Origin of the sequence: Dyadobacter endophyticus (assembly GCF_014641595.1) — a bacterium.
GTDB lineage: Bacteria > Bacteroidota > Bacteroidia > Cytophagales > Spirosomataceae > Dyadobacter > Dyadobacter endophyticus.
This window is the reverse complement of sequence record NZ_BMIA01000002.1, coordinates 232,958-246,062: the sequence shown is the minus strand read 5'-3', so window position 1 is coordinate 246,062 and position 13,105 is coordinate 232,958. Positions and strand designations below refer to the sequence as shown.

The following is a 13,105-nucleotide window of genomic DNA, read 5'->3' as shown; positions in this document are numbered from 1 at the left end:
ATAGTATGGGGTGAAAGCTATATTGTATTTTTCGTCTGGCGGAAAAATCAATATCACTATTGTATCTTTTCTTTGTAAACTACTAATCAATTGTCTAATATCTTACAAAAGTACCAAAAAACAGCCTGAGATGCGGACATTAGTTACTAGTTTAGGCAAAGCGGCATGAATTTTGTGCCCGGCGAATATTTAATATGATGAGAACCACCCTTCTTTTCTTTTGTATACTCCTGACGGGCTGCATGGTGTCGGCGCAAACCATCGATAGTACGGGGCTGGTGCGTTTCAGCGATGCCGTGCTCGAACTGCAAAACAACGAATTCATGCGCAGCGGCTCGCTGGCAGTGAGTGTCAAGGCCGTAAAGGAAGGCACAAAAGTATTTGCATTGAATGCGGAGCGTTCGTTGCCTTCAGCGTCTACATTAAAACTCGTCTCCACCGCAACCGTCCTTGCGCTTTTTGGCGGTGATTTTAAATTCCAGACTTTCCTCGAATACGACGGCACCCTTCGCGGGGATACGCTCGCGGGTAACCTTTATATTCACGGTACGGGGGATCCGTCACTCGGAAGCGACCGGTTCAAAGGTTATCCAACGGCCCCGGAAATGATCAGCCGGTGGGTGGCCGCCGTGAAGCGGACGGGTATCAAATACATCAAAGGGAAGGTCATCGCCGACGCTTCGTTTTTCGATAAAGAAGCCATCGCCAGCACTTGGATTTGGGGCGATATGGGCAATTACTACGGCGCCGGTGTGCAGGGGCTCAACTTCAATGAAAACCTCTATCGCATTAAATTCAAGCCTGGCGCCGATCCCGGAGATCCTACAACGGTGCTCGGTACTGAGCCTGCGATTCCGTATTTGTCCTTTACCAACCAGGTCACCACCGGCGAACGCGGCTCGGGCGACAAAACGATCATTTACAGTAGCCCACTCGGGAATAATGTGCTGCTTACCGGCACTGTACCGGCTGGTAATGCGGTTTTTACGGTAAAAGGCTCCATCCCGGACCCCGCATGGTACACGGCCTACGCATTGAAAAATTCATTATCGGGGAATGGCGTGGTGGTGGCGGAAGCCGATCAGCTTGACGGAAGTTCTATCGTTATGACAACGAACCCGAAGAAGATCATCGACGAATACAAATCGCCGCCATTGCGCGAACTGTGCCAGCAAGCCAATTTTTGGAGCATTAACCTCTTTGCAGATGCCTTTTTCAAGCAGTCTGGCAAGCGGCTTTCAGGCAGTTCCGGGTTTGACACCGCCGCTACGGCCATTACAGGCTACTGGTCGGGGAGGGGAGCCGATTTGCGGGGTTTTTATATCAAAGACGGGAGCGGCTTGTCGCCCTCCGGCTCCATCACCGCGGGTAGCCTGACTGATATTTTGAATCTGACGAATAGGGATGTCAGTTTTAAGGATTTTTACCAAAGCATTGCCACGCTGGGGCAAAACGGGACTGTCCGTAATCTGGGGAAAGGCTCGCGCGCGGCGGGCAATGTGCACGCGAAGAGCGGGTCTATTGAAGGCACACGGGCGTTTGCAGGTTATGTGAATGCCAAATCGGGCGCGTTGCTGAGCTTTACGATCATTGCGAATAAATACGTGCCGGGGAGTAACCGGGTGATTTCTGATTCGCTAGTGAAGCTGATGACGCTGATGGCGGAGTTGTGAGTAGGATAGCGCGAAGCCAGAGCTTCGCGCCATTCGTTTCACTACTGAACCACTTTCTCGATCACCAGATTATGGTTGGTATAAATGCAAAGGTCGGCCGCGATTGTCAGCCCTTCCCGCACCATTTCCTCGGCACTCAAATGCGCAGCATGTTTCTTCAACGCCTGTGCTGCCGATAATGCAAAGTTCCCGCCCGAACCAATTGATGCAATGCCGTTCTCCGGCTCCAAAACATCGCCGGTTCCTGAGATAACCAGGATTTCATCCTTATTGGCGGTAATCATCATGGCTTCCAGCTTGCGCAGATAGCGGTCCGTACGCCAGTCCTTGGCCAGTTCAATGGCGGCACGTTTCATATTGCCGCCGTAGCCATTCAGTTTCTCCTCAAAACGATCCAGCAATGTAAATGCATCGGCCGTCGAACCGGCAAAGCCGACCAGGATTTTGCCGCCTTGCAGCGTCCGGATCTTTTTGACATTGCTCTTGGCAACCGTGTTGCCCATTGTAGCCTGACCGTCCGCGCCCAGGGCGACAGTTCCGTTGTGTAGTACCCCGAGGACGGTAGTAGCGTGTATTTTCTCCATATTGATATTTTAATGCAAATGTTAGTCGCGTTTGAAACAAAAACCCTTTGAAAACAAAAGTGCCAGACCTTGCGGGCCTGACACTTTTTCATGTATTTGTGTTTTGCTTAAACCAGCATGCTCATTGGCTCTTCCAACAGCTTTTTCACTGTCAGCAGGAATTGTGCTGCGGTTGCGCCGTCTACCACGCGGTGGTCAGCCGAAAGCGTTACTTTCATGATGTTGGTCGGGTAAACCGTTCCATCTTCCTTGAAAGCAGCTACTTTTTTGATCGTACCGATCGCGAGGATACAAGAATCCGGCGGGTTGATGATCGCTGTAAACTCGTCTACACCGAACATACCCAGGTTGGATACCGAGAATGTGTTGCCTTCCCAGTCTTTCGGTTGCAGTTTTTTATCTTTCGCTTTGCCAGCCAGGTCTTTTACCTCACCCGAAATGGCAGAAAGCGTTTTCTTATCAGCCTCACGGATCACAGGCACGAGCAGACCTTCGTCTACCGCTACCGCGACGCCAATATTGACATAATTGTATTTTCTGATTTTGTCGCCCAGCCATGCGGAGTTCACGGCAGGATGTTGCTTCAATGCTATGGCGCAGGCTTTGATCACCATGTCGTTGAACGAAATCTTAGCAGTAGCCACTTCATTCAGCTGCGGGCGCAATGCCATCGCTTTGTCCATTGTGATTTCCATCGTCACGTAGAAGTGAGGCGCAGTGAACAAGCTTTCGCTCAGGCGGCGCGCGATGGTTTTACGCATTTGCGAAATTGGCGTGTCGACGAAATCGCCGGAGGCTGGTGCCGCTTGTGCAGGAGCTCCCACTGCGGGAGCCGGTTCTGCTTTGGCAGCGGGTGCAGGCTGAGCAGCAGAGGTAGCCGATGCCTGAGCAGCTGGTTTGAACTCGTCCACATCACGTTTTACGATGCGTCCGTTGTCGCCGCTTCCGGCCACTTCGCTCAGGTTAATGCCTTTTTCGTCGGCCAGGCGTTTTGCCAATGGGGATGCTTTTACGCGGTCGCCGGAATCTGCCACTGAAACGGCTTTCTCGGAACCATTCACAGCCGGCGTTGGTGCCGCTTGTGCCGATGGAGCGGCCGCCTCAGCTGGAGCCTCGCCGTTTTCACGTGCAAGTAGGCCTTCTACATTAGCGCCTTCTTCACCTATTACTGCGATGATCGCGTCAACAGGAACCGCGTCGCCTTCTTTAATGCCTACATAAAGCAGCGTACCGTCTTCGTATGCTTCCAGTTCCATTGTAGCCTTGTCGGTTTCGACTTCGGCCAGGATATCGCCTGATTTTACTTTATCGCCTACTTTTTTCTGCCATGAAACCAGCGTCCCTTCTTCCATGGTATCGCTCATTTTCGGCATGCGGACTACCGCAGCATTGATTTTCTCGGTAGCAGCGGCTGCCGAAGCAGGTTTCGCAGCTGTTGCGGGAGTGACTGTTTCAACAGCGGGGGCTGCCGCAGCGTTGGCTGCCACAGCGGGGGCTTCCTTCGGAGCTCCGGCAGACGGAGCGCCATTTCCGTTGCTGGCACCATCAAGCAGCGACTGGTAATCCTCACCCTCAGCGCCAACGATCGCCATAACGCCATCGATAGGTACTGCGTCGCCTTTTTTAACGCCTATATAAAGAAGGGTACCGTCCCAGTAAGATTCAAGGTCCATGGTTGCCTTGTCGGTTTCCACCTCAGCAATCACTTCACCGGATTTAATTTTATCACCTACTTTTTTGTGCCATTCCGCGATAACACCTTCTTCCATGGTGTCGCTCATCTTGGGCATACGAATTACTTCTGCCATATCGCTTGTTAAGGTATTTTTGTTCTTGGTCGAAATTCAGACTTTGGTCAAAATTACAATAAAAGGTGAATAGGAGAGGTGTTTGACATTATAAAATTGCCCCCTGCTATCGGTGCGTTCCCGGTTTTGGGTAGGAACCTTTCTTGTAATGCTTGATAATCAGTGTTGTATAGGTATTTGTAGTGGGTTTATCAGGATACGGCGGGCGAAACGCCATACCAAAAGGACGCTTTCATTGTTTTCCGGCGATATATGAATGATCGGCCAAAAGATGTGAATTAAGCCATCCGGCAGCTTCCTGATGTGATTTTGGAGATGGGAGGCGAAGCGTCCGAAAAAAACTCCTTGCGACGCGCAACCGCTTCCGGAATGTATATGAGGTCTCACCAAAGGCATTGCCTTGCCGCTCCACCGTTACAGTCGCACATCGTAAGCCGGTTTTGGCGATCAGGCCGATCAGATAGGGGTAATGTGGTAAATAGGGGATAAAACCGGCAGTAGCGTCGCTTCGCAGCACCATAAACAAGCCTGCATTCATCGGTATTTTCCTGGCCGAAAACCAATGCACCATACCTTTGAAAAGAAAGGAAGTAAGCAGTCGCCCGGGCGATTCATATTGCCCTTGCCGTTTTGCAAAAACAACGTCAATGCCCGGCTTCATCGCCCCGATCATCGCTGCCAGGTTTTCCGGCTCGTCCTGTAAATCGGCGTCCATCGTGGCGATGAGTTCTCCTCTGGCGAATGTCATGCCGGCTATCAGCGCATTGCTTTGGCCGGTATTCTTTTTCAAATTAACAATATGAAAAGAAATGCTGGCCGGAAGTTCGCGCAGAATGGCCAGTGAATGGTCGGGAGAAGCATCGTTGACATACACGACCTCGCACGGAATAGAGAGCGATGCTGCCACGTGGGTGATCCGCTCGTGCAAAGCCACGAGTGTCGAAGCACTTTTATATACGGGAATAACGATACTGAGCATCAATAACCCTTTTCATAATTGACGATATTCAACAGCGTTTCCCCGCGCACATAGCGTGCGAGGTTCTCTTCAAATAGAGATTGCCACTTGTATTCAGGCCCTTCGAGGCTGCGGCCTACGTGTGGGGTGATCATGATCCGCGGCTCGGACCACATCGGGTGGGAAAGGGGCAATGGCTCTTCTTCGAACACATCCAGGGCGGCCCCTGCCAAACGACCTGCCTGTACCCTTTCCAGCAATGCCTGGTCATCGAGCGTTCCGCCCCTGCCGATGTTGACCACAAATGCGTCGTGGGGAAGTTGATCCAGGACATGGCTGTTTACCAAGTGCCGCGTTTCCACGGTTTTAGGGAGGCAATTGATCAATGCATCTGTTTCGGGTAATTGCAACTGCCAGTTTTGCTGCCCGAACAGGGCGATACCATGGTCAACCGAATCGTCGGGACTATTCCTTACCGCCGAAACGCGGCCTCCCAGAGCGGTGATCAACCGTGCGATCGCCTGGGCGAGGCTGCCCCATCCCAGGATCAGGCAGCGACTGCCGTTTAACGTGCGCAACCTGTGCCGCTGCCAGGAGCGTTCCCGCTGTTCGTCCCGAAGCAGATGAATACCGCGGAACAGCGTGAGGAGCAATGTGACGGTGTGCTCGGCCAGCTCTGCGTCATATACGCCACGGGCGCAGGTAAGGATAATGCCTTTGTCGAGAAGCCGCTGCTTTTCTTCCAGTATGATATCCACACCCACAGAATTGGACTGCATCCAGCGAAGCCTTTCTGCAAACGGCAGACTCTGAATGAAATAGCGGTTACCCAAAACTATTTCGGCCTTTTCGATCAGTCGGCAAGCTTCTTCCAGTGAGTGTGCAATTGCTATTTCGCGATCCGGTGCGGCTTTTTGCAGGCGCTGCAAATGTGCTGGTACCGGTTCATACATCAAAAGGATCATGCGTGATGCGGATTGGTGGTCCAGCTTTCGACTTGCTCGCGGAATGCCCGGAAATCTGCGGATACTTGTTCGTGCGATCGCCTGCGGGCTTCGTCGTAGGCGTTCCTGATGTGGTACACCATGTGCTCCATACTGTGGTTGGCGTGGTCTTTGATGAACGTGCGCCGGAGAAAGCTGAAATCGATACCCAGGCGGGCGTATTCGTTAATCAGGTATTTGCTGGCGATAGGGAAGCCGTTGGGCGGGTAGGTCACACCGCCGGCGCCGAGCGGTATTTCGAAATGTCTGCGGATGTCGGTTACTGTTTCGTTCATAAGCGGAACGAAAATGTTCCTGCTGTTTTGTTGAATATGGAGGTCGTTCAGCCCGATATAAGCCCGGCGGAGCGGCAGTTTGCCGAGTTCTGCCAAGCAGTCGAGGGCCGAGGTCGTTTCAATCAGTATATTGAACCCGGCCCGCCCGTTGATCATTTGCAGCGTGTCGCGCGCCTCGGCAACGGTCCGGACCATCGGGAGAAAAATTTCATCGGCACCGGCACGCAGCGCGAGCTCTACTTCTTCCCGTGTATATTCAACTGAGAAACCGTTGATCCTGCATATGAGTTTGCCTTCCGGCGTCACTTCGCGTATCCGGCAGAGGTCTTCGTAGGTGTCGTAATTGACCTGCGTATCAAAGTTTTCCTGCCTGAGCTTCTTCCCCTGATTTTCCCAGTCGACAATGATCCCGTCCACGCCTGCCGCGATGGCCGTTCGGACGACCGTCGGGTCATTCGAGAATAAAAAGAGCTGAAAATGGTTGGTAACGGGTAAATTTTGATTCACAAGGCTCTTGTTTTCTGTGCAACGATCAGGCAGCTGGTACCAAAAGGGATTTTTGTTTTGCTTCGAATGGCATTTATCTCCCAGCCGAGCAAACGTCTCAGTAAACGCGCAGTGGTTGGGCGACCGGCCATATGCTCGTTCCGTTTTTTGTTCGGGGTGTTATCTTTTTTAATCCCGAATTTTTCCGGCAATACCCGCGCAAACCACATTGGTGCCCACACGAGCGAAAAGAAATAGGTGGCATAGGTAACCTTGAAACCCGCTTCTGCGAGCCGGCCGGAAAGCTGTGCGAGTGTATAGCGCCTGAAATGCCCGAGCTGAACGTCGTTTTCGGACCATAAGCTCTGGAAAGCGGGTACGGTCAGCATGATTTGTCCGTCAGGGGTAAGTAGCCGGTTGATATTGTTGAGGAAAGACTTGTCGTCTTCAATATGTTCCATTACGTCGAAGAATCCGGCCGCGGGGGCCGTTCCAATTCCTTGCACCACATATTCTTCCAGCGTGCTTTGAATCGTCGACCGTATCCCTCTTTTCTTTGCGTTTTCGATTCCGCTGGGGTAGGGTTCCACCAACGTTACTTCGTAGCCTGCGTTTTGCATGGCCAACGCGGTAATGCCGTTTCCACCGCCGATATCGAGAAATTCTTTGGGAAAAGCGTTGGCCTTCATGGTTGCTACAAGGCATTCATTCCGGTGCTGATACCAGAACGACATGTCTTCCATCTCAAAGCACACCGAATTCCCGTCGTCGGGATAGGAAACAAGCCACTTCTCTCTTTTTTCTCCTATCATCTTTTTTCCGCTGTGATGATCTGGAAAGGCAGAAACGTGTTCAATCCCGGAATTTTTTCGAGGACAGGTTCACTTTTCTGGCCTAATGCCGTATTGGACAGGAAAGGCGGGTAAAAGCCAAATCTTTTAATTTTTAAATTCTTCCAACCGGCGTAATCCATCGCGTCGAACAGCTTCTTTTTGGTCATGTCCGCCACTCCTTTATCTCCCTCCCACGACATCCCTGGCGTCAGCGCAATTTGAAGGTAATAGAGCGGGTTGTATGCGTTTGGTTCGAGAAACACCAGTTTTCCGCCTGGTTTCGCTATCCGGTACATGGCCTGGAAGCAAGCGTGTAAGCTGTGGAAATGATGCAAAGCCATGAAGCCCATCACCACATCGAACTGGTCGTTGAGCTCCTCAGGTGCATCCAGAATGTCGGCGGCATGGAGCTTTACGGGAAACTTGTTGTCGTTGTACACCAACAACTGCTGCAACAGAAAGGGTGAGAGATCGAGCCCTTCCACCCGGTAACCCTGCGCGAGGAAATTCAGGGTGTATTTCCCCATACCACAGGCCACATCGATGATCCGGTCGGATTTTTTGATCCCCGCAAAGTCGATCACCTCTTTTACATGCCTGCGCACATAAGGCGAAGAAACCGGGATCATCGTTTTTTTGATTTTCTGCCCGAAGTAGTCGAGTTGCTGGTTGTTGTGGAATTTGATATTGGAGACGACGATGCTCATAAACAATGGGGTTCCTTTTGGTGGTGAATATACGCAAAAATGTCCCTAGTGAGCAACCGGCAGGCATCGACTTTTTCTGCCGGCCGTTAAAAATAACGGTTAGGCGCACGTCATTGATTGCTAGTAACTTCGTATAAATTGACGCGCCAAATCGTGGAGCTGAATATCGCCAGCTTTTTCAAACCCGATTTTTCGGGGTTGAGAATGTTTTCGGTTGATAAAATGTAGTCGCAATGCATGTCTTTCAAAGCCTGGTGCGAAAGGACGATATTGCGGGTAAGTGGCGCCGTGCCGCGGGTAATATACGGTTCATAGTAGGAAAGTCCCTGGTCGTACAAGATCGCGCACAAACTACCCCAAAAGTCAAAGAACCCCCGATTACCATCGCTTTTTTCAAGTTCTGCTGCGATGATCTTCCTGAATTTCCTCTTATAGGAAAGAGGGTAGTTACTGGAATAGCCATCGATGGTCCACATCCCGTTGTATTGAGCAATTGCGGGAGGCATGCCAATGCTCGCCACGCGGTAAGATTGCACCGGTTTTTTAATGTACGATTTAATTTCGCCGAACATGCGTTCGGCATAGTAATCTTCGTATGTAAAGATATAATGGTAGGGCACAATCTTCACGAATGGCTTTATGAGCCGCTCGTAGTAAGTAGGCTGGTAGGCAAAGCAGACGATAAGCTGCGCAAAGGCGACGACGGCAATAACGCGATTACGATAGCGGGTTGAAATCAGAAGGATTGCCTGTGCTGCCGCGATATGCCACAGCAATTGCAGGAAAATATGAAACCTGTCCATACTAAACATCCGCAGCAGGTCTGATTGATTGCGCAGGTTTACAATAAATTCGCATTGTAATGCGGCTATGTACAGGCAAATTAGTGTGATGGCGGCCAAGGTGCCGGTCAGGCCTTTGGGAAGACGCTTTTCGCGTATAGCAAAGATTGTGAAGGCTGTGCAGACGAGCGGCAGCAGCACCAATGTGTGCAGCGACAATGCAACATCGACGTTGCCCAGCAAAAAATATCTTGCAAATACTTTCAAACGGGAAGCCGGGAACCGACGCATTTCCATTCGGTGCGATTCAAAGCCCTCGCCTCCCAGGAGATTTTGGACCAGATCTATTTTCGTTACGATATAAACCGCTAACAAAACGCAGAAAGCAAGCAACAGGCGGCGATATGGTAACTTCAATACCATATCATGCGCTATCAGAGCGCCCAACGCGAAAAGAATGAAAACACCTGCCGACTGGAAATTGGACGCAAACGGAAATGCGCCAACGATCAGCCAGTTCCATTTGGCAGGTTTGCCGTTACGGATATTGAGAAGGGCAAAGAGCAATAACGGTTGCCCGGCAATGCTAAGGCCCCAGGTGGGTAAAAAAGGCGTGAATGCAAATGAAAGTGCCAGAAAGGCTGATGCCCACTCATTTAGCGCAAGGTGGTGCCTGCAAAGCAGCCACATACCGATCAGCGCAAAAGCACTGATAAATATGATGTAGAACTGGTAAGCCTCGAAGGTCGGCAGAACGAGGTTTAACCAATAATAAATGTTATAGGAAGTTACCAGCGTAAACTTTGGAACTCCGCCCAGGAAGGGTTCTACTATGGCGTAAGGGGGAGCCCAGGCATAGCCCTGACGTGTAACGACCCGGTACCAAACAACAAAGGAGTCCAGCGAATCGAACGCGTTGAAAAATGCGCGCTGGCCCAGAAAAATGACAGGCGCATGATAAAGAAAAAATACCGACAACATCCCTGGAAGGCAATATTGCCGGTATTTCGCGCCCATGAAATTATGATTAGTTGATCTTCAAAACAGCCATAAATGCTTCCTGGGGGATTTCTACATTACCCACCTGGCGCATCCGTTTCTTACCTTTCTTCTGTTTTTCGAGGAGCTTGCGCTTACGGGAAATATCCCCCCCGTAACATTTGGCCAAAACGTCTTTTCGCATGGCTTTTACGGTCTCGCGGGCAATGATTTTCTGACCGATGGCGGCCTGGATAGCGATCTCGAACATTTGCCGCGGAATCAGTTCGCGGAGCTTTTCGCAAAGTTTTTTGCCCCATTCATAGGACTTCGAACGGTGCACGATGGCCGACAACGCATCCACCGCTTCCCCATTCAGCATGACGTCGAGCTTCACCATATCCGACTCCTGGTAACCTGCCAGTTCGTAGTCGAGCGAAGCGTAACCTCTTGATATAGTTTTGAGTTTGTCAAAAAAGTCAAATACTACTTCGGCGAGCGGGATCACGAATTGCAGCTCCACGCGCTCGGAAGTAAGGTATATTTGGTTTTTAAGGATACCACGCTTGTCCATACACAGGTTCAGGATCGGGCCGATGTAGTCCGATTTGGTGATGATCTGCGCGTTGATATAAGGTTCCTCGATGTATTTGATATGGTTAGGCTCCGGCATTTCCGAAGGAGCACTGATATTGAGCAGCTTGTCTTTGGTAGTCAAAACACGGAACTGTACTGATGGCACCGTCGTAATCACGGTCATATCGAATTCGCGCTCCAGGCGTTCCTGGACAATCTCCATATGCAGCATTCCAAGGAATCCGCAACGGAAACCGAAACCAAGTGCCGCCGACGTTTCGGGTTCCCAAACCAGTGCCGCGTCGTTCAGTTGCAGCTTTTCCATAGCCTCGCGAAGCTCTTCGAACTCGCTCGTGTCCACAGGGTAAATGCCTGCAAAAACCATGGGTTTAACCTCGGAGAAACCCACGATCGCTTCGCTCGCAGGACGGTCGATATGCGTAAAAGTATCACCCACCTTCACTTCTTTGGCAACCTTGATACCGGAAATCAGGTAACCTACGTCGCCGCATTCCACCACTTGTTTGGGTATTTGCTGCAAACCGAGCGTACCGATTTCGTCGGCGATGTATTCCTTGCCGGTCGCCATGAACTTAACCCTGTCGCCTTTCCTGATACTGCCGTTTTTTACTCGGAAGATAACTTCGATACCCCGGTAGGAGTTGAAAACCGAGTCGAAGATCAGCGCTTGCAGCGGTCCTTCCGGGTTGCCGACAGGGGCAGGGATACGCTCCACGATTGCATTCAGGATATCTTCGATACCGATACCTTCCTTACCGCTGGCAGGGATAATATCTGCCCGCTCGCAGCCCAGCAGATCCACCATTTCATCCTTAATCTCCTCGGGCATAGCCCCGGGAAGGTCGATTTTGTTTAAAACGGGGATAATTACCAGATCGTGATTGATCGCCAGGTAAAGGTTGGAGATCGTTTGTGCTTCGGTACCTTGTGAGGCGTCCACGAGCAGCAACGCGCCCTCGCAGGCGGCGATCGAGCGGGATACCTCGTAGGAAAAGTCCACGTGCCCCGGGGTGTCGATCAGGTTCAGTATATATTCTTCTCCTTTATAAATGTAGTTCATCTGGATCGCGTGGCTCTTGATGGTAATGCCGCGTTCACGTTCCAGATCCATATTATCGAGCAATTGCGCTTGCATTTCGCGCTGCGATACAGTTTTTGTAAATTCCAGCAGACGGTCCGCCAGGGTACTTTTCCCGTGGTCAATATGGGCAATAATGCAAAAATTACGGATTTTCTTCATGAAGGTAGTTCCTATTCAAATGCTTTGAATATATAGTTCAGGTCAAAGCAACCACAAAATTACGAGGGTAATTAATATTTCAAGATGTTTTCAAACAGAACTTCAAACTAAAAATGAGAAGCCTGTCCATCAGCTCCCAGGCGGGGTACCCTTCCGGTGTCCTTTCGCTGTGGCCAGACGTGGAGCGTGAATGTCGCGATCGTCAGCATTGTCAGAGGCCGTAATTTGCCGTAATTGACCATGGCGGCGGTTAGGATGGTCAGTAATAGCAGGATGGCGGGATGAGGCAAAAAGTGGAGTACGGTTCTTAGCCAGCGCATGGGTGAGCCCCTTTCGCTACCTGCACAGAGACTCACCTGTCCATTAAAATCCAGCCGTCGCAGCCATTTGACGAGCAGGCTGCTGTGCAACCGACTGTCGCAAACCAAATGCTTCGGCCACCCAAGCAGTGAACCATAGGCTGCAACAAGCGCGAAAAGAAAAGGCCCGAAGGTCATGCGCATTAACACCACCATAGGCAAATGCAAGGCCACAGCCAGCAGCATTGCATAAACGATTGTCCTGCGTTTGAGCAGAAGGACCGGGATGCCCATTTGCAGTACAATTACCCCTATACCCGTCATTTGGGATAAAAAACCGGGGCTAAAAAGGCTGGCTGCGCGCATGTAGTGTGCTATATGGTGCTTGGTCACAAGTAGCGTTTCGATGCTGGCGCCGGTCCACCAATCGGTGTCGGATATCTTGTTCAGATCGGCACCGATGTAGAGCACAACGAGTTGGAACCGGATAATGTCGGTCCCGGTGACGTGGTTGCTGAGTGCAGTGCAAAGGAAAATACAGCCGGTAAAAAGGTGGGCTACGGAAATGCATATTTGACAGGAAATCGGCCCGGCAATAAACGCCAGGCCCGCAAACAGTGCGCCAAGCCGTACAAAGCGGGAAAATAGGAGCATGCCGATGCCGGTCAGGAACAACAACCTGACGGTCATATTGAACTGCTCGTCGGTGCCCAGCTGGTCGACCAGGTCAAAGACAGGGTAGAACCTGCCGCCACCCTGGATACCGTAGAAAGGGGATTCCCGGGTTAATAGCAGGTACACGGCCAATAGCCTCACCGCCAGCACGAGTTCGGGAACGATGGCCTTTCCGGTAACATAGAAAGGATTGAGGTGACGCATAG

General features: G+C 51.1%; 11 protein-coding genes. 1 reads left to right on the top strand and 10 read right to left on the bottom strand.

Annotated features, from left to right (window positions below; translation table 11 throughout):
* Positions 1 to 194 precede the first annotated feature (194 nt).
* Entirely contained in the window at positions 195 to 1,673 is a 1,479-nt protein-coding gene (dacB, locus tag IEY24_RS13120) for a D-alanyl-D-alanine carboxypeptidase/D-alanyl-D-alanine endopeptidase (protein WP_188932741.1), read from the top strand.
* Positions 1,674 to 1,714: 41 nt separating this feature from the next.
* Here dacB and hslV read toward each other — a convergent pair whose 3' ends face one another.
* The 10 genes from hslV to IEY24_RS13070 form a co-directional block, all read right to left on the bottom strand.
* Positions 1,715 to 2,257, bottom strand: a complete 543-nt coding sequence (hslV, locus tag IEY24_RS13115) for an ATP-dependent protease subunit HslV (RefSeq protein WP_188932739.1) — start codon at positions 2,255 to 2,257, stop codon at positions 1,715 to 1,717.
* A 107-nt stretch (positions 2,258 to 2,364) separates the two neighbouring features.
* Positions 2,365 to 4,065 carry a pyruvate dehydrogenase complex dihydrolipoamide acetyltransferase gene (locus IEY24_RS13110; protein ID WP_188932737.1) on the bottom strand — a complete coding sequence of 567 codons (1,701 nt, stop codon included), beginning with the start codon at positions 4,063 to 4,065 and terminating at the stop codon, positions 2,365 to 2,367.
* Positions 4,066 to 4,297: 232 nt separating this feature from the next.
* The gene (locus IEY24_RS13105) at positions 4,298 to 5,044 is read right to left on the bottom strand and encodes a glycosyltransferase family 2 protein (RefSeq protein WP_188932734.1); all 747 of its coding nucleotides are present in this window, start codon (positions 5,042 to 5,044) and stop codon (positions 4,298 to 4,300) included.
* Positions 5,044 to 5,988 (bottom strand): D-2-hydroxyacid dehydrogenase, encoded by a 945-nt coding sequence (locus IEY24_RS13100; RefSeq protein WP_188932732.1) that lies wholly within the window; start codon positions 5,986 to 5,988, stop codon positions 5,044 to 5,046. Before IEY24_RS13100 ends, IEY24_RS13105 begins: the two co-directional genes overlap by 1 nt.
* Positions 5,985 to 6,809: an aldolase/citrate lyase family protein gene (locus IEY24_RS13095; protein ID WP_188932730.1), complete on the bottom strand. Its 825-nt coding sequence runs from the start codon at positions 6,807 to 6,809 to the stop codon at positions 5,985 to 5,987. Before IEY24_RS13095 ends, IEY24_RS13100 begins: the two co-directional genes overlap by 4 nt.
* Entirely contained in the window at positions 6,806 to 7,600 is a 795-nt protein-coding gene (locus IEY24_RS13090; RefSeq protein WP_188932728.1) for a class I SAM-dependent methyltransferase, read from the bottom strand. The genes IEY24_RS13095 and IEY24_RS13090 overlap by 4 nt, the downstream gene beginning before the upstream one ends.
* Positions 7,597 to 8,328 (bottom strand): class I SAM-dependent methyltransferase, encoded by a 732-nt coding sequence (locus IEY24_RS13085; RefSeq protein ID WP_188932726.1) that lies wholly within the window; start codon positions 8,326 to 8,328, stop codon positions 7,597 to 7,599. Before IEY24_RS13085 ends, IEY24_RS13090 begins: the two co-directional genes overlap by 4 nt.
* Positions 8,329 to 8,438: 110 nt before the next feature.
* Positions 8,439 to 10,127, bottom strand: a complete 1,689-nt coding sequence (locus tag IEY24_RS13080; RefSeq protein ID WP_188932724.1) for a DUF6044 family protein — start codon at positions 10,125 to 10,127, stop codon at positions 8,439 to 8,441.
* A gap of 10 nt (positions 10,128 to 10,137) precedes the next feature.
* Entirely contained in the window at positions 10,138 to 11,925 is a 1,788-nt protein-coding gene (gene lepA, locus IEY24_RS13075) for a translation elongation factor 4 (protein ID WP_188932722.1), read from the bottom strand.
* A gap of 107 nt (positions 11,926 to 12,032) precedes the next feature.
* Positions 12,033 to 13,103, bottom strand: coding sequence for an HTTM domain-containing protein (locus IEY24_RS13070; protein ID WP_188932720.1), 1,071 nt, complete (start codon positions 13,101 to 13,103; stop codon positions 12,033 to 12,035).
* Positions 13,104 to 13,105 lie beyond the last annotated feature (2 nt).

Coding starts and splice junctions, on each gene's coding strand:
- dacB (WP_188932741.1), top strand. CDS start 195: ATGATGAGAACCACCCTTCTTTTCTTTTGTATACTCCTGACGGGCTGC.
- hslV (WP_188932739.1), bottom strand. CDS start 2,257: ATGGAGAAAATACACGCTACTACCGTCCTCGGGGTACTACACAACGGA.
- IEY24_RS13110 (WP_188932737.1), bottom strand. CDS start 4,065: ATGGCAGAAGTAATTCGTATGCCCAAGATGAGCGACACCATGGAAGAA.
- IEY24_RS13105 (WP_188932734.1), bottom strand. CDS start 5,044: ATGCTCAGTATCGTTATTCCCGTATATAAAAGTGCTTCGACACTCGTG.
- IEY24_RS13100 (WP_188932732.1), bottom strand. CDS start 5,988: ATGATCCTTTTGATGTATGAACCGGTACCAGCACATTTGCAGCGCCTG.
- IEY24_RS13090 (WP_188932728.1), bottom strand. CDS start 7,600: ATGATAGGAGAAAAAAGAGAGAAGTGGCTTGTTTCCTATCCCGACGAC.
- IEY24_RS13085 (WP_188932726.1), bottom strand. CDS start 8,328: ATGAGCATCGTCGTCTCCAATATCAAATTCCACAACAACCAGCAACTC.
- IEY24_RS13080 (WP_188932724.1), bottom strand. CDS start 10,127: ATGGGCGCGAAATACCGGCAATATTGCCTTCCAGGGATGTTGTCGGTA.
- lepA (WP_188932722.1), bottom strand. CDS start 11,925: ATGAAGAAAATCCGTAATTTTTGCATTATTGCCCATATTGACCACGGG.
- IEY24_RS13070 (WP_188932720.1), bottom strand. CDS start 13,103: ATGCGTCACCTCAATCCTTTCTATGTTACCGGAAAGGCCATCGTTCCC.